Annotated in this window: 14 protein-coding genes and 1 riboswitch; of the genes, 5 read left to right on the top strand and 9 right to left on the bottom strand. The window is 71.7% G+C overall.

Features of this window, described 5'->3' with window-relative positions; translation table 11 throughout:
* Positions 1 to 83 precede the first annotated feature (83 nt).
* The 3 genes from ACFYXK_RS24270 to thrC form a co-directional block, all read right to left on the bottom strand.
* Positions 84 to 287 carry a cold-shock protein gene (locus ACFYXK_RS24270; RefSeq protein ID WP_005315736.1) on the bottom strand — a complete coding sequence of 68 codons (204 nt, stop codon included), beginning with the start codon at positions 285 to 287 and terminating at the stop codon, positions 84 to 86.
* Between the two features lie 382 nt (positions 288 to 669).
* Positions 670 to 948 carry a MoaD/ThiS family protein gene (locus ACFYXK_RS24265; protein WP_389412981.1) on the bottom strand — a complete coding sequence of 93 codons (279 nt, stop codon included), beginning with the start codon at positions 946 to 948 and terminating at the stop codon, positions 670 to 672.
* A gap of 34 nt (positions 949 to 982) precedes the next feature.
* Positions 983 to 2,257, bottom strand: coding sequence for a threonine synthase (gene thrC, locus ACFYXK_RS24260; protein ID WP_389412980.1), 1,275 nt, complete (start codon positions 2,255 to 2,257; stop codon positions 983 to 985).
* A gap of 17 nt (positions 2,258 to 2,274) precedes the next feature.
* A riboswitch (SAM riboswitch) is annotated at positions 2,275 to 2,424 on the bottom strand.
* 197 nt (positions 2,425 to 2,621) lie between these two features.
* Here thrC and ACFYXK_RS24255 point away from each other — a divergent pair.
* The gene (locus tag ACFYXK_RS24255) at positions 2,622 to 3,599 is read left to right on the top strand and encodes a glucosyl-3-phosphoglycerate synthase (RefSeq protein ID WP_389412979.1); all 978 of its coding nucleotides are present in this window, start codon (positions 2,622 to 2,624) and stop codon (positions 3,597 to 3,599) included.
* Between the two features lie 45 nt (positions 3,600 to 3,644).
* Complete coding sequence (locus ACFYXK_RS24250) at positions 3,645 to 5,105, top strand: trehalose-6-phosphate synthase (protein WP_389412978.1); 1,461 nt, start codon at positions 3,645 to 3,647, stop codon at positions 5,103 to 5,105.
* A 33-nt stretch (positions 5,106 to 5,138) separates the two neighbouring features.
* Here ACFYXK_RS24250 and ACFYXK_RS24245 read toward each other — a convergent pair whose 3' ends face one another.
* From ACFYXK_RS24245 to ACFYXK_RS24230, 4 genes are all read right to left on the bottom strand, one after another.
* Entirely contained in the window at positions 5,139 to 5,750 is a 612-nt protein-coding gene (locus ACFYXK_RS24245) for a hypothetical protein (protein ID WP_389412977.1), read from the bottom strand.
* Between the two features lie 93 nt (positions 5,751 to 5,843).
* The gene (gene otsB, locus ACFYXK_RS24240) at positions 5,844 to 6,692 is read right to left on the bottom strand and encodes a trehalose-phosphatase (RefSeq protein ID WP_389412976.1); all 849 of its coding nucleotides are present in this window, start codon (positions 6,690 to 6,692) and stop codon (positions 5,844 to 5,846) included.
* Positions 6,693 to 6,760: 68 nt separating this feature from the next.
* Complete coding sequence (locus ACFYXK_RS24235; protein WP_389412975.1) at positions 6,761 to 7,021, bottom strand: DUF3263 domain-containing protein; 261 nt, start codon at positions 7,019 to 7,021, stop codon at positions 6,761 to 6,763.
* Between the two features lie 120 nt (positions 7,022 to 7,141).
* A complete protein-coding gene (locus ACFYXK_RS24230; RefSeq protein WP_389412974.1) occupies positions 7,142 to 8,443 on the bottom strand; it encodes an extracellular solute-binding protein in 1,302 nt (433 codons plus the stop codon).
* 211 nt (positions 8,444 to 8,654) lie between these two features.
* Between ACFYXK_RS24230 and ACFYXK_RS24225 the strand changes: the two genes are divergently transcribed.
* The 3 genes from ACFYXK_RS24225 to ACFYXK_RS24215 all read left to right on the top strand — a co-directional run bounded on the left by ACFYXK_RS24225 (position 8,655) and on the right by ACFYXK_RS24215 (position 11,749).
* Positions 8,655 to 9,587, top strand: a complete 933-nt coding sequence (locus tag ACFYXK_RS24225; RefSeq protein WP_389413071.1) for an ROK family protein — start codon at positions 8,655 to 8,657, stop codon at positions 9,585 to 9,587.
* A complete protein-coding gene (gene nagA, locus ACFYXK_RS24220; protein ID WP_389412973.1) occupies positions 9,587 to 10,738 on the top strand; it encodes an N-acetylglucosamine-6-phosphate deacetylase in 1,152 nt (383 codons plus the stop codon). Before ACFYXK_RS24225 ends, nagA begins: the two co-directional genes overlap by 1 nt.
* Positions 10,739 to 10,831: 93 nt before the next feature.
* Positions 10,832 to 11,749, top strand: a complete 918-nt coding sequence (locus tag ACFYXK_RS24215) for a 1-phosphofructokinase family hexose kinase (RefSeq protein ID WP_389412972.1) — start codon at positions 10,832 to 10,834, stop codon at positions 11,747 to 11,749.
* Between the two features lie 33 nt (positions 11,750 to 11,782).
* On the opposite strand, the gene ACFYXK_RS24210 is transcribed toward ACFYXK_RS24215, so the two are convergent.
* Both ACFYXK_RS24210 and cdgB read right to left on the bottom strand, forming a co-directional pair.
* Positions 11,783 to 12,793: a CBM35 domain-containing protein gene (locus ACFYXK_RS24210; protein ID WP_389412971.1), complete on the bottom strand. Its 1,011-nt coding sequence runs from the start codon at positions 12,791 to 12,793 to the stop codon at positions 11,783 to 11,785.
* Between the two features lie 68 nt (positions 12,794 to 12,861).
* On the bottom strand, positions 12,862 to 14,583 hold the full coding sequence (gene cdgB / locus ACFYXK_RS24205) for a diguanylate cyclase CdgB (RefSeq protein ID WP_389412970.1): 1,722 nt from the start codon (positions 14,581 to 14,583) through the stop codon (positions 12,862 to 12,864).
* Between the last annotated feature and the right edge of the window lie 275 nt (positions 14,584 to 14,858).

Genomic DNA, 14,858 nt, shown 5'->3' with positions numbered 1-14,858 from the left:
CCGGACATGCGTCGAGGGCCCACATCCCTCCTCAAGGATGTGGACCCTCGTGCGTCATGCGTCGGTGGTCGATCGCGCCGGGGCTAGACGGCGAGCTTGACCATGTCCGCCTGCGGACCCTTCTGGCCCTGCGAGATCTCGAACTCGACCCGCTGACCCTCTTCAAGGGTGCGGTACCCGTCCATCTGGATGGCGCTGTAGTGGACGAACACATCCGCACCACCGTCGACCGCGATGAAGCCGTAGCCCTTCTCCGCGTTGAACCACTTGACGGTGCCCTGAGCCATGCCTAACTCCCCTATTACTGGCCCTTGCGCAGGACCGCACTTCGCGGTCCCGGGTCAGAACTTGCGCCGGAACGCCTCGACCGGGGCTGAATGTATCTGCACCGCTGCTGTCTGCAACAGGTCAATCCGACGAGAAATCTGGACACGGGGATACATTGAAATAGAGTGAAAATTTGGCATATTGGCGGGCAACTCGGACCCGGCATATCTCGCCAAAGCCCCATACCGCGCTTGCATATTGACTCAATGTCAACCCTCACACGACCCGCTCATATGCGGCGGGCAAGTCCAGCGGAGGGGACTTCCCCAACCCTACCGCGCCCAACCAAGCAGAATTACCCCCTCCGCTTTTACCGGAGGGGGTAATTCAGGGGTTCTTGCGTCAGCAGCCGCCCGCGACGGCGGGAATGATCGAGACGCCCGCGCCGTCCGGCGTCACGGCGTCCAGGCCGCCCTCGAAGCGCACGTCGTCGTCGTTGACGTAGACGTTCACGAAGCGGCGCAGCTTGCCCTGGTCGTCCAGGACGCGCGCGGCGATGCCCGGGTGGTTCTCCTCCAGGGAGGCGATGACCTCGGAGAGCTTCGCGCCCTCGGCGGTGACCTCGGCCTGGCCGCCGGTGTAGGTGCGCAGGATGGTGGGGATGCGGACGTTGACGCTCATGGCGCTACTGCCTTTCCGGGTGTCGGGGGGGAGATCAGACCAGGCCGGCGGCGCGGAACGCGTCCAGGCTGGGGCGGATGGTGGCGGTCTGCCCGCTGTCCGCGGCCACCGCCTCCAGGGTCTTGAGGCCGTCACCGGTGTTCAGGACCACCGTGGTCAGCGCCGGGTCGAGCTGCCCGTTCTCGATGAGCTTCTTCGTCACGCCGACGGTCACGCCGCCCGCGGTCTCGGCGAAGATGCCCTCCGTCTGCGCGAGGATCTTGATGGCCTCGACGACCTGCTCGTCGGTGACGTCCTCGACGTAGCCGCCGGTGCGGCGCGCGATGTCCAGGACGTACGGGCCGTCGGCCGGGTTGCCGATGGCCAGCGACTTGGCGATGGTGTTCGGCTTCTGCGGGCGGACCACGTCGTGTCCGGCCTTGAAGGCCGTGGAGACGGGGGAGCAGCCCTCGGCCTGCGCACCGAAGATCTTGTACGGCTTGTCCTCGACCAGGCCGAGCTTGATCAGCTCCTGCAGACCCTTGTCGATCTTCGTCAGCTGCGAGCCCGACGCGATCGGGATCACGATCTGGTCGGGCAGCTGCCAGCCGAGCTGCTCGCAGATCTCGTACGCGAGCGTCTTGGAACCCTCGCCGTAGTAGGGGCGCAGGTTGACGTTGACGAAGCCCCAGCCCTCGCCCAGCGGGTCGCCGATGAGCTCGGAGCAGAAGCGGTTGACGTCGTCGTAGTTGCCCTCGATGCCGACCAGGTCGCCGCCGTACACACCGGCCATGACGACCTTGCCCTGCTCCAGGTCGTGCGGGATGAACACGCAGGAGCGGAAGCCGGCCCGGGCGGCCGCGGCGCCGACGGCGCCGGCCAGGTTGCCGGTGGAGGAGCAGGACAGGGTGGTGAAGCCGAAGGCGCGGGCGGCCTCGACGGCGATGGCCACGACGCGGTCCTTGAAGGAGTGCGTCGGGTTGCCGGAGTCGTCCTTGACGTACAGCTTGCCGGTGACGCCGAGCTCCTTGGCCAGGTTGGCCGCGTCCACGAGCTTGGTGAAGCCCGGGTTCAGGCTCGGCTTGGAGGCCACGTCCGCGGGGACGGGCAGCAGCGGGGCGTAGCGCCAGATGTTGTTCGGGCCGGCCTCGATCGCGGCGCGCAGGGCTTCGGGGTCCCCGGTGGGAAGGTCGTAGGCGACTTCCAGAGGTCCGAAGCACTCGACGCAGGCGAAGATGGGTCCGAGCTCGAAGCGGGTACCGCACTCCCGACACGAGAGGCCGGTGGCAGGTCCGAGATCGACAGAGGTGGCAACAGTCTGTGCAGCCATGATGGCGAGGCCCTTTCTCCTCATCTTCCCCATGGCGCACTTCGCCATGAGACGGAATTGGCACCTTCCCTAGCCGGGGACCTCGCTGCCGCAAGCAGGCGCGAGAACCGACTGGAGGGTTGCCGGGGCTTCAACGGGCCGTGTCCCTCTGCCCCTCTGGATGAGCGGTATGGCACCGGTTCGCGCGCTCCATGGCGCGTCCGGGCGTTTGTGCGCGGGGACCCCCGGCATGCGGTGGTCCTTCGCGTTGTTCAAGACTGTAACGGAAGGTCCGGGTGGTTGAGACAGCCGTCCGAACCGCGAGATGGATCACTTTTCGGCTGAAACCCGCCGAGGACGAACGAGGAAACAGGGAGTGCCGAACGTGCTGGAAGAGGTGGAGCGCTGGTTTGCGGACCGCTCCTGGTCCGCGGCCGACCGACCGCTCGACCAGCTGCTCTGCGCCAAGCGGGCGGCAGGCACCACGGTCAGCGTCGTCCTGCCCGCGCTCGACGAGGAGGAGACGGTCGGCGCCATCGTCGAGGTGATCCGGCGGGATCTGATCGACGGGCTGCCGGTGCCGCTGGTCGACGAGCTGATCGTGGTCGACTCCGGTTCCACCGACCGGACCGCAGAGGTGGCCGCGAAGGCCGGCGCCCGTGTGGTGCACCGCGACGACATCCTGCCGCGGATCCCGGCCGTGCACGGCAAGGGCGAGGTGCTGTGGCGCTCGCTGCTGGTGACCACCGGCGACATCGTCTGCTTCGTGGACGCCGACCTGCGGGACTTCTCCTCCGTCTTCGTGTCCGGGATCGTCGGCCCGCTGCTGACCGAGCCGGACGTGCAGTTCGTCAAGGCGATGTACGACCGCCCCCTCGGGGGCTCCCCCGGCCAGGGGGGCCGGGTGACCGAGCTGGTCGCCCGTCCGCTGCTCAATCTCCACTGGCCGCGGCTGGCCGGCTTCGTCCAGCCGCTGGGCGGGGAGTACGCCGTGCGCCGCACCCTGCTGGAACGTCTGCCCTTCCCCGTCGGGTACGGCGTCGAGCTGGGCCTGCTGGTGGACGCGCTGCACACCGTCGGGCTGGACGCGCTGGCCCAGGTGGACGTCGGCGTACGGCTCCACCGCCATCAGGACGGACAGGCGCTGGGCCGGATGGCCGCGGCGATCTACCGCACGGCGCAGCTGCGGCTCGCGCACGGGCACTCCCCCGGCCACCGCTGGGGGAGTGCCCGCGTACGTCCGGAGCTGACGCAGTTCGAGCGCGGGCCGAACGGGTTCGTGCCGCGCACGTACGCCGTGGACACCGAGGAGCGGCCGCCGATGGCCGAGGTCAAGGAGTACTCCGGCCGCAGGGTGGCGTGAGGGAACTGACGTTTGAGCGGGCAGCCCCCGGGCTAGGTTCGCCGCATGGCTTCCCAGGTACTCGTTGCAGCGAACCGCGGCCCGCTCTCCTACCTCCTCGCCGACGACGGCACGCTCACCGCCCGGCGCGGCGGGGGCGGCCTCGTCTCCGGCCTCTCCGCCGCCCTCGCCCGGCAGCCGGAGGCACTGTGGATCTGCGCGGCGCTCTCGGAGGCGGACCGGGAGGCGGTCCGCCGCGGCGTCTCCGAACCCGGTGTCCGGATGCTGGACATCGATCCCACGACGTACGACGACGCGTACAACGGCATCGCGAACTCGGTGCTGTGGTTCACGCACCACCACCTGTACGACATCCCGCACGAGCCGGTCTTCGACGCGGTGTTCCGGCGGCGGTGGGATGCGTACGTCGCCTACAACCACGCCTTCGCACTGGCGCTCGCCGAGGAGGCCGGCCAGGGCGCGGCGGTGCTCGTGCAGGACTACCACCTGGCGCTGGTCCCCGGTGAGCTGCGGGAACTGCGGCCGGACCTGAAGATCAGCCACTTCACGCACACCCCGTGGGCCTCGCGCGAGTTCCTGGACATGCTCCCCGGCGACATCCGGGCGCAGCTGATGTGGGGCATGCTCGGGGCGGACGTGGTGGGCTTCCACACCTGGGCCTGGGCGCACAGCTTCATGACCGCGGCGCAGCTGGACGACGAGCGGGGCATCGCGGAGCCGAAGATGGCGGCCGGGGTGGACCCGAGGGACGCGCGGTACATCGAGAAGATGACGAGGGGCCCGGTGCCGCACCGGCGGACGACCGTGGCCGTGTACCCGCTGGGCGTGGACGGCGACGAACTGCGGGCGCTGGCGCACCGGCCGGAGGTGAACGACAAGCTGGCGGCGCTGCGGGCGGAGGTCGGGGACCGCAAGTCGATCGTCCGGGTGGACCGGACGGAGCTGTCGAAGAACATCGTGCGGGGGCTGCTGGCGTACCGGGAGCTGCTGAGCGAGCACCCCGAATGGCGGGGCCGGGTGGTCCACCTGGCCTCGGCGTACCCGTCCCGGCAGGACTTGGCGGTGTACCGGTCGTACACGCAGGCGGTGCGGGAACTGGCCGCGCGGATCAACGAGGAGTTCGGCACGGAGGACTGGCAGCCGGTGCTGGTGTCGGTGAAGGACGACTTCGCGCGCTCCCTGGCGGCGTACCGGCTGGCGGACGTGGCGCTGGTGAACCCGGTGCGGGACGGGATGAACCTGGTGGCGAAGGAGATCCCGGTGGTCTCGGACGCGGGGTGCGTGCTGGTGCTGTCGACCGGGGCGGGGGCGTACGGGGAGCTGCGCGAGGACGCGCTGACGGTGAACCCGTACGACGTGTCGCAGACGGCCGATGCGCTGCACGCTGCGCTGGTGATGCCGGACGAGGAGCGTGCGGAGCGCACCAAGCGGCTGGCCTCGGCGGCCACGGCCCTGCCCCCGACCGCCTGGTTCGCGGCCCAACTGGCCGCCCTGCGCGAGGCGTAGGCCGTTCCCCCGGCGGCCCGGGCCTCGCGAGGCTCAGTCCAGGACGAGTTGCCAGTGGGCGGTCTCGCGGAAGCCGGCGGACGGGGGAGCGACCTCGACGGTGACCGGGGTGCCCTGCCTGCCGGGCACGACCTTCACCACGACGGTCCGCTTGCCGCCCTTGCCGAGGGGCGGCATCAGGGCGGACGCCGCCTCGTCCTCGTTGAGCCAGGTCAGCCGGTGGTCGGTGGCGTAGCCCTCGTGGGACTCGCCCGGCCGCACGACGACGGGGGCGTTGGCGATCGTGCTGACGCCGGTCTTCTCCGACCGGCCACCCGGGTGCAGCACCTCGTCGGTGCCGTTGGCGTAGGTGATGGTGAAGCGGTAGGTGCCCCCGGCTTCGCGGCGGGGCCGGCTGACGGTGACCTCCAGGTCGTCGATGTACCGGGCGGTCGCGCCGGGGCCGAGCGGGTTCGACACGCTGCCGGAGGTGCCGCCGTTGTCGAGGTGCCCGCCGCCTTGCAGACCCTTGGCGATCTCGGCCAGCGCCACGGCTCCCACCAGGGCCAGGACCGCGAGGACGAGCAGCGCCGTGGCGCAGCCGCCCGGGCGCCGGGGGCTTGCCGCCTTCGCGCTGTCAGGTGTCGGGTCCGTGTCCGTGTCCATGGACCCGACGATAGGAACCGCCGGGCGGCGGGACATGAGTGCACGTACTCAAAGACCGGCTGGGTAGTGCAGGTGGGCCGGCGCGGGGCTGCGTCAGCTGCGGACGGCTTCGGCCAGGGCGGCCAGGAAGGCCACGACCTCGCTGGGGCCGTTCAGGACGAGATCGGCCCGGGAGGCGAGCTCGGGGACCTCGGCCGAGCCACTGGCCACCAGCAGCCCCGGCAGGCCGTCGGTCCGCCGTTTCTCCACGGCCGCATACGCGGCGAGGTCGCCCAGGTCGTCCCCCGCGTACAGCACGGCCTCGGCGCCCGTCTCCGCCAGGTACTCGGTCAGGGCCACGCCCTTGTCCATCCCCGGCGGCCGCAGCTCCAGCACCGCCCGCCCCGGCTCCACCATCAGCCCGTGCCGCGCCGCCAGCTCGGCCAGCGGCTCGCGCAGCGCGGCGAAGGCCGCTTCGGGGTCCTCGGCGCGCCGGGTGTGGACGGCCAGCGCCCGGCCCTTCTCCTCGATCCACGTGCCGCGCCAGGCGCCGATGGAGTCGAGGAACCCCGGCAGCTCCGCCCGTACGGCGGCGACTCCCGGGTGCTCGGCCGGGGCGTGCACGATGCCGCTCACCGCGTCCCAGCGCTCGGCCCCGTAGTGGCCGAGGACCACCAGGTGTTCGAGGCCGGCAGCCCCGGCGAAGCCCCCGTAGCGCACCGCGACCCCGGCCGGCCGGCCGGTGATCACGGCCACCGAGGCGACCTCCGGTGCCAGGGCGGCCAGCGCCCCGACGGCTCCCGGGTGGGCCCGCGCCTGGTCCGGGTCCGGGACGATCTCGGCGAGGGTGCCGTCGAAGTCGAGCGCGACCACGGATCGGCGGGGTGCGCGGAGGAGGGCTTCGAGGCCCTCGCGTCCGGCGGCGGTGACGGGCATCGGCAGGCTGTGCGGATGGCTCCCCATACGGACGACCCTAACGGCCCCGCCGGGCCACGGCTACGGCGCGCGGCGGGCCCGTGGGCGCCGATGCGTCAGCGCCGGGCCCGCTGGGCTTCGCGGATGCGGCGGAGCCGGTTGACGGTTCCGGGTGAGTGGGCCAGCGCCCTCGGGTCGTCCATCAGCACGTTGAGCAGCTGGTAGTAGCGGACCGGGGTCATCCCCAGCCCTTCCCGTATGGCCCGCTCCTTGGCCCCGGGCCCGGGCCAGGTGCGTCCCTCGTACGCGAGCACCGCGGCCTCGGCGGCCGTCAGCCCCTCGGCCGGCCTCCCGTCCGGGCTCCCGTCGTCCGTCATACCGCCAGATTAACGCCGCCCTCCGACAGCCACCGGGCGCCCACCGCCGGGCGGCGGGCGCCCGCATCCGGGCCGTTCCGTACGGGCCCGTTCAGTACGGGCCCGTACGTACGCGCCCGTTCAGTGGGCGTCCTCCTTGCGCGCCGCCTGCGCGATGTCCTCGAGGACCTTCGCCGGCTGACCGCCCGGCTGCACGCTCTTGCCGATGTTCTGCTTGACGTCCTCGCTCACCCCGGCCCAGGACTTCTTGCCGACCGGGTAGAGCCGGGCGTTCGGCAGCGCCTGCAGGAACGTCTTCAGCTGCGGGGCCGCGCCCCCCGCACCGGAGTCCACGGCCCGGTAGCCGCTCGTCGTGACCGGCAGCAGGTCGTACTTGTTGGTGAAGGCCGTCACGTTCTTCGCCTCGTACAGGTAGTCCAGGAACTTCCCGGACTCCTTGCGGTGGCCGTTCTTGAAGGCCATCACCCAGTCCGCGACGCCCATCGTGGGGTGTTCGGTCCCGTCGGCGGTCGGCATGGCCACCATGCCGAACTTCACGCCCTTCTCACCCGCCTGCTTGATCAGGGTGGGGTGGCCGTTGAGCATGCCGACCTCGCCCCGCGCGAAGGCGTCGAACGCGGCCCGGCGGTCCGTCTTCGCCGGTTCCGTCGCCCCGGTCAGCCCCTGGCCGACCATCTTGTCGCGCAGGAACTCGAAGGTCTTGACGTTCTCCGGGGAGTCGATCGCGTACGCCTCCTCGTTGTCGGTGTAGCCGCCACCGCCGGAGAGCATCCACATCATCGATTCGGCCTGCGCCTCCTCGCGGCCCAGTGGCAGCGCGAACGGCGTCGCCACGCCCGCGGCCTTGAGCTTCTTCGCGGCGGCCTCCAGGTCGGCCCAGCTCTTCGGCTGCCAGCCGCCCTTGGCGTCCTTCGCGATGACCCCGGCGTCCGTCAGCAGCTTCTCGTTGTAGAAGAGCAGCCGGGTGCTGGCCACGAACGGCATGCCGTACTGGACGCGCCTGACCTTGCCCGCGTCCGCGAGCGGCGCCAGGAAGTCGGCCTCGGTGGTGACGGAGAGCAGCTCGTCCGCCGTGTACAGCTTGCCGGCGGCCGCGTAGTCGGCGTAGGCGCCGATCTGGGCGATGTCGGGGGCCTTGCCCGCCTTGACCATCGCCGCGACCTTGGCGTCGACCTCCGACCAGGAGTAGACGCTGACCTCGACCTTGACGCCGGGGTGGTCCTGCTCGAAGCCGGCGGCGAGGTCCTTCCAGTACCCCGACGAGGAGTTTTTCGGATTGTCCCCGTAGTCGGCCGCCACGACCCGCAGGGTCACCTCGTTGTCCCCGGTGAGACTCCCCACGGCTCCACACCCGCTCAGCGCCACGGCGGTCAGGCCCAGCGCGGCTCCGGTCGCGGCCAGGCTCAGGTAACGGCCCTTCACAGTTCTCGATCCACCCCTTGTTGTACGTACGATCCACGTAAGGTCTACACCACTTTGGCGGCTCGTCCACATCGGGAAACGCACCGTGTCCGGTTCGTGGCCCGGCCGAGGTCGCGAATTTGTATGGCAGCTCAACAATCCCTTCCAATGGACTAGACCTTTCCCCGCCGAGCACGCGAGACTGTCACCTGTGAAACCCGTGAAACACGCCGTGAAGCACGTCATCGCCCTCGATGTGGGCGGCACCGGGATGAAGGCCGCCCTCATCGCCGAGGACGGCACCCTGCTCCACGAAGCGCGCCGCGCCACCGGCCGCGACCGGGGCCCCGACGCCGTCGTCGAGACGATCCTGGAGTTCGCCGCCGAGCTGTCCGGGCTCGGCCGCGAGCGCTTCGGCGTGCCCGCCTGCGCGGCCGGCGTCGCCGTCCCCGGCATCGTCGACGCCGAGAACGGGATCGCCGTCTACGCGGCGAACCTGGGCTGGCGCGACGTTCCGATGCGCGAGCTGCTCAGCAGGCGGCTCGGCTCCCTCCCGGTGGCCCTGGGCCACGACGTGCGCACGGGCGGACTCGCCGAAGGCCGCATCGGCGCCGGCCGCGGCGCCGACCGCTTCCTGTTCGTCCCCCTCGGCACCGGCATCGCCGGAGCCATCGGCATCGCCGGCCGCATCGAGGCCGGCGCGCACGGCTACGCCGGCGAGATCGGCCACATCGTGGTCCGCCCCGGCGGCCCCGCCTGCGGCTGCGGCCAGTACGGCTGCCTGGAGACGCTCGCCTCCGCGTCCGCCGTGAGCCGCGCCTGGGCGAGCGCCTCCGGCGACCGGGACGCGGACGCCGCCGACTGCGCCAAGGCCGTCGAGTCCGGCGACGCGCGCGCCCGCGAGGTGTGGCAGGCCGCCGTCGGCGCCCTCGCCGACGGCCTGGTCACCGCGATCACCCTGCTGGACCCGCGCACGCTGATCATCGGTGGCGGGCTCGCGGAGGCAGGGGAAACCTTGTTCACACCACTACGGAAGGCCGTCGAGGAGCGCGTGACGTTCCAGCGGCTGCCCGACATCGTTCCGGCGGCCCTCGGGGACACCGCCGGATGCCTGGGCGCAGGGCTGCTCGCCTGGGACCTACTCGCCACGGAGGTACCTGCCTGATGTCCGGAAGCGCACACAGCACCGTTCTCTCCGGCGCCAGGGTGGTGCTGCCCACCGGGACCGTGGCGGGCGGCCGCGTCATCGTCGACGGAGAGCGCATCGCCGGCAGCGCCGGCGAGGGCGCGAGGACCGTCGACCTGTCCGGGCACTGGATCGTCCCCGGCTTCGTGGACATGCACAACCACGGCGGAGGCGGCGCCTCCTTCACCTCCGGCACCGCCGAGGAGGTCCTCAAGGGCGTACGGACCCACCGCGAGCACGGCACCACCACGCTCGTCGCCTCCACCGTCACCGGCGACCTCGACGAACTGGCCCGCCGCGCCGGGCTGCTCGCCGAGCTGACCCAGCAGGGCGAGATCGCGGGCATCCACTTCGAGGGCCCGTTCATCAACCCCTGCCGCAAGGGCGCGCACAAGGAGGAGCTGCTGCGCGACCCCGACCCGGCCGAGGTCCGCAAGCTGATCGACGCCGCGCACGGCGCCGCCCGCATGTTCACCCTCGCCACCGAACTCCCGGGCGGGCTGGACTCCGTACGGCTGCTGGCCGAGCACGGGGTCATCGCCGCGATCGGCCACACCGACTCCACGTACGACCAGACCCGCCAGGCCATCGACGCGGGCGCGACCGTGGCCACCCACCTGTACAACGCGATGCCCGGCATGGAACACCGCGCACCCGGCCCGATCGCCGCACTGCTGGAGGACGAGCGGGTCACCGTCGAGCTGATCAACGACGGCACCCACCTGCACCCGGCGATGCTGGAGCTGGCCTTCCACCACGCGGGCGCGCACCGCGTGGCGCTGATCACCGACGCGATGGACGCGGCGGGCTTCGGCGACGGGATCTACCACCTCGGGCCGCTGGAGGTCGAGGTCAAGGAGGGCGTGGCCCGCCTCGTCGAGGGCGGTTCGATCGCCGGCTCCACGCTGACCCTGGACACCGCGTTCAAGCGGTCGGTGACGCTGGACAAGCTGCCCGTCGAGTCCGTGGTCCAGGCGATCTCCGTGAACCCCGCAAAGCTGATCGGCCTGTACGACGAGGTCGGCTCGCTGGAGCCGGGCAAGTACGCCGACCTGGTCGTCCTGGACGCCGAGTTCGACGTCAAGGGCGTCATGCGGCGCGGCGAATGGATCGTGGATCCGCTGGTCTGAGCGGGTATGGGAGGCAGCGGGCGGCCCACGGGACTGGGCCGCCCGTACTGCTGTTTGGCATGATCCCGGCACACACCGAGACCGGGGCCTGCCATGATCCTGACCGTGACGCTCAACACCGCACTCGACGTCACCCACCACGTGCCGAAGCTGATCGCGCACACCACCCACCGGGTCACCGCCGTGACCGAGAGACCCGGCGGCAAGGGCCTCAACGTCGCCCGCGTACTGGCCGCACTCGGCCACGAGGTCACCGCGACCGGCTTCGCGGGCGGCCGCACCGGCGCCGTCGTACGCGAACTGCTGGCCGCATCCCCGCAGGTGACGGACGCTCTGGTGCCCTGCGCGGGCACCACCCGGCGCACCCTGGCCGTCGTCGACGAGGCTTCGGGCGACACCACGCAGTTCAACGAGCCCGGCCCGCCGATCAGTTCCGCGGAGTGGGCGGAGTTCCTCGCCCGCTACGAGGCGCTGCTGGCCGGCGCCGGCGCGGTCGCCCTGTGCGGCAGCCTCCCGCCGGGCGTGCCGGTGGGCGCGTACGCGGTGCTCGTACGGGCCGCCCGCGCGGCCGGGGTCCCGGTCCTCCTGGACACCAGCGGCGAGGCCCTGCGCCGCGGGGTCGCCGCCCGCCCGGAGATGATCAAGCCGAACGCCGCCGAACTCGCCGAGCTGACCGGCTCCTGCGAGCCGCTGCAGGCCACCCGCGACGCCCGCCGCCGCGGCGCGCACGCCGTGGTCACCTCGCTCGGCCCGGGCGGGCTGCTGGCGGCCACCCCCCAGGGCACCTGGCAGGCGGCCCCGCCGCGCGCCCTGGCGGGCAACCCGACCGGAGCCGGCGACTCCGCGGTGGCGGGCCTCCTGTCGGCCCTCATCGAGGGCCTGGACTGGCCGGCCCGCCTGACCCGCGCGGTGGCTCTCTCGGCGGCCACGGTCCACGCCCCGACGGCAGGAGACTTCGACCCCCGCACCTACGAGGAGGTACGGGGGTCGGTGAAGCTGACGGAGCGCTAGGCCGCCGTGGCCGGGTGGCTGCGGGGGGGCCGATCAGCCCTTCTCGAGCCAGAGCTGGTCGAGGTTGACCTCGCACTGGTTCCCGGCCTCGCACGAGATCTTGATCGTGTTCGTGCCCTGCTTGAGCGTCACGAGCGACCAGGTGTTGGTCCAGCCCTTGTCCCACTCGCCCGGCTTGGCCTGGGAGAAGTTCTTCATGTTGACCGGCCGGGACTGCGCCTCGCCGTTGATGGTCAGCGTGGTGCTGGCGTCCTTGCCCGGCACCCCGTAGACCATCTTCAGCTTGTACTGGCCCGCCTTGGCCACGTCCACGGTCCACGTCGCCGCCGCACCGGCGGCGTTCAGGCCGCCCACGTACTGGCCGCCCGCGCTCTTCGCGCCCGGGACCGTGCCTTCGAGGTGTGCGCCGCCGGTCAGGGACATGCCCGCACCCGAGGCGTCCGCCTTGGGCAGCGGGGCCTCCGGGGACGTCGAGGGGCTCGGCTGCGCGGACGACGAGTTCTGCGGCTGCGCGGACTGCTGCCCGCCCGCCGTGTTGCCCTTGTCGTTCTTGTCCTTGTCCTTGTCGCCGAAGGTCACGGCCGCACCGATGCCGATCGCGACCGCTGCGACCACCGCGACCGCCGCGATGAGCATGCCCTTGCGGCTGGAACCGCTGCCTCCGCCGTGACCGCCCGGCGCCGGGATCGTCGCCGTGGTCTGCCCCTGCTGCGGCGGAACCCCGTAGCCGCCCGCCTGGAGGGCCTCAGGGGCCTGGTACTGGGCCTGGTAGGCCGGCGGCTGCTGCTGCGGAACCTGGGCGCCCCGCTGGCCGCCGTACGTCCGCTCACCGACCGTGCGCACCTGGTTGTAGGAGGTACGGGGGACACCGGGCTGTACGCCTGGCTGACCACCGACCGTCGGGCCGGGGTAGCCGTATCCACCGCCCGCCGCGGGCGGGGTGGCTCCGGCGGCCTGGCCGTCCGCGTAGAGGTAGCCGAACGGGTCGTCGTCCTCGGGCTGGTTCGCCCCACTGTTCGAGCCGTGGTTCGCGGGCGTCGTCATCGCAGGTCACTCCTTTCAACCCACGGGAGCCTACCCCGAACACGTGCACCCACGGGCGGCCGATCGCCTCATCCGGCCCGGCGGTGCGCCTTGGAACGGGACCTTTTCTCGATGTACATCCGCTGGTCGGCCGAGCGCAGCACCTCGTCCGCCGACATGCCGCAGCTGGCCCATCCGATGCCGAAACTCGCGCCCACACGGACCGCGCGGCCGTCCACGCGGATCGGCGGGATGATCGCGTTGCGCAGCCGGACGGCCAGGTCGGCGGCGTCGGCGGCGCCCAGTCCGTCCGCGAGGACGACGAATTCGTCACCACCCAGCCGAGCGACGGTGTCACCGTCCCTGACGCCCGTCGTCAGCCGCCGGGCCACCTCGATGAGGACCGCGTCACCCGTGTGGTGCCCGAACCGGTCGTTGATCGACTTGAACCCGTCGAGGTCGCAGAAGAGCACCGCGAGCCCCTTCGTCCCGTCGTCGATGTCCGTCGCGGGCGCCACCGTGTGCACGTGGTGGTCGTACGGGCCCGCCCCCGCGCCGGGGGTCCCGGGGGCGCCGGGCGCCGCGGGCGCGCCGGGGAACTCGAAGGGCTCGGGGAAGGCGTCGGGCCGAAAGCCGTGTTCACCGCCGCCCCCGCCGGCCGGGAGCGCCCCGCCGGCGCCGTGCCCCTCGTAGGCCGCGTCGAGCGCCTCCACGGCGGTGGCGCGGACCGACTGCGGCCTGCGGCACAGCCTGGCGCCGAGGCGGGCGCGCAGCTCCGCGCTGTTCGGCAGACCCGTCAGCGAGTCGTGGCTGGCCCGGTGGGCGAGTTGGAGCTCGTGGCGCTTGCGCTCCTCGATGTCCTCCACGTGCGTGAGCAGGAAGCGCGGCCCGTCGGCGGCGTCCGCGACGACGGAGTTGCGCAGCGACACCCATACGTACGTGCCGTCGCGCCGTCCGAGCCGCAGCTCGGCCCGGCCGCCCTCGGCGGAGGTGCGCAGCAGGGTCCCGATGTCCTCGGGATGGACCAGGTCGGAGAAGGAGTACCGGCGCAGTACGGAGGCGGGCCGGCCCAGCAGCCGGCACAGCGCGTCGTTGGTCCGCAGCAGCCGCCCGTGCTGGTCCCCGCCCATCTCGGCGATCGCCATGCCGCTGGGCGCGTACTCGAAGGCCTGCCGGAACGACTCCTCGCTCGCGCGCAGCGCCTGCTGTTCGCGCTCCAGCCGGACCAGGGCCCGCTGCATGTTCGCGCGCAGCCGTGCATTGCTGATCGCAATCGCGGCTTGGAAGGCGTACATCTGGAGCGCTTCGCGCCCCCACGCGCCGGGGCGCCGCCCATTGCGCGGCCTGTCCACCGAAATGACACCCAGAAGTTCCCCGCCGGACGCGTACATGGGGGCGTAGAGCCGGTCCTCGGGGTGCCACTCGTCCTCGAAGCGCGGATCGGGTCCGTCCGTGTGCCACTGGGGCACGTCGTCCTCGAGGAGGACCCAGCCCTCGGTGTGCGGGATGAAGCGGAGCCCGTCCCAGCTCTCCCCCATCGTCAGACGGCGCTCCCAGGAGGCGCGGGAGCCGACGCGCCCGGTGATGAGGGCTTCTGCGGCGGGGTCGCCTGCGAAAGCGGCGACGACGAGATCCCCGTCAGGGCGTACGAGGTTGACACAGGCGAGCTGGTAGCCGAGGCCAACGACAATGCCGTCCACGACGGTCTGCAGAGTGTCCGCCAGGCTTCTGGCCGTATTGAGCTCGGCCACCACCTGGTGAAGCTGCCGCAGGGTCGCAAGACGGACGTACGGCTCCGACTCGGTCTCCATTGCTCGCTCTCCCCGAGACCTCGACAGCAACTCCAGGTTTGTCATCGGCGTTTCGTTGCGGTGTCCCGTCCACTGAATCACAGTGAGCTGTGCGCCAGGTACACAGGGTCAACAAATCTTGCCCTCTGTGACTCAAGTCACATGAGATGAATAAAGGCGGGCAGTGGGGGTGGTGGCATCCGGGAGCGCTCCCCTGCATTCCCGGGAGCAAACGATACGCCCGGGCCCGGTGCGGCCTAGGTCGACGGGCCGGGACGCGACTCGGACTCGGGCCC

The sequence above is a fragment of the Streptomyces sp. NPDC002209 genome, assembly GCF_042890265.1.
GTDB lineage: Bacteria > Actinomycetota > Actinomycetes > Streptomycetales > Streptomycetaceae > Streptomyces.
The sequence above is the reverse complement of the archived record's forward strand: the minus strand, read 5'-3'. Positions and strand labels throughout refer to the sequence as shown.

Excerpts from the sequence above, each read along its gene's own strand:
- ACFYXK_RS24270 (WP_005315736.1), bottom strand. The coding sequence starts at position 287 with ATGGCTCAGGGCACCGTCAAGTGGTTCAACGCGGAGAAGGGCTACGGC.
- ACFYXK_RS24265 (WP_389412981.1), bottom strand. The coding sequence starts at position 948 with ATGAGCGTCAACGTCCGCATCCCCACCATCCTGCGCACCTACACCGGC.
- thrC (WP_389412980.1), bottom strand. The coding sequence starts at position 2,257 with ATGGCTGCACAGACTGTTGCCACCTCTGTCGATCTCGGACCTGCCACC.
- ACFYXK_RS24250 (WP_389412978.1), top strand. The coding sequence starts at position 3,645 with ATGGCTTCCCAGGTACTCGTTGCAGCGAACCGCGGCCCGCTCTCCTAC.
- ACFYXK_RS24245 (WP_389412977.1), bottom strand. The coding sequence starts at position 5,750 with ATGGACACGGACACGGACCCGACACCTGACAGCGCGAAGGCGGCAAGC.
- otsB (WP_389412976.1), bottom strand. The coding sequence starts at position 6,692 with ATGGGGAGCCATCCGCACAGCCTGCCGATGCCCGTCACCGCCGCCGGA.
- ACFYXK_RS24235 (WP_389412975.1), bottom strand. The coding sequence starts at position 7,021 with ATGACGGACGACGGGAGCCCGGACGGGAGGCCGGCCGAGGGGCTGACG.
- nagA (WP_389412973.1), top strand. The coding sequence starts at position 9,587 with ATGTCCGGAAGCGCACACAGCACCGTTCTCTCCGGCGCCAGGGTGGTG.
- ACFYXK_RS24215 (WP_389412972.1), top strand. The coding sequence starts at position 10,832 with ATGATCCTGACCGTGACGCTCAACACCGCACTCGACGTCACCCACCAC.
- ACFYXK_RS24210 (WP_389412971.1), bottom strand. The coding sequence starts at position 12,793 with ATGACGACGCCCGCGAACCACGGCTCGAACAGTGGGGCGAACCAGCCC.
- cdgB (WP_389412970.1), bottom strand. The coding sequence starts at position 14,583 with ATGGAGACCGAGTCGGAGCCGTACGTCCGTCTTGCGACCCTGCGGCAG.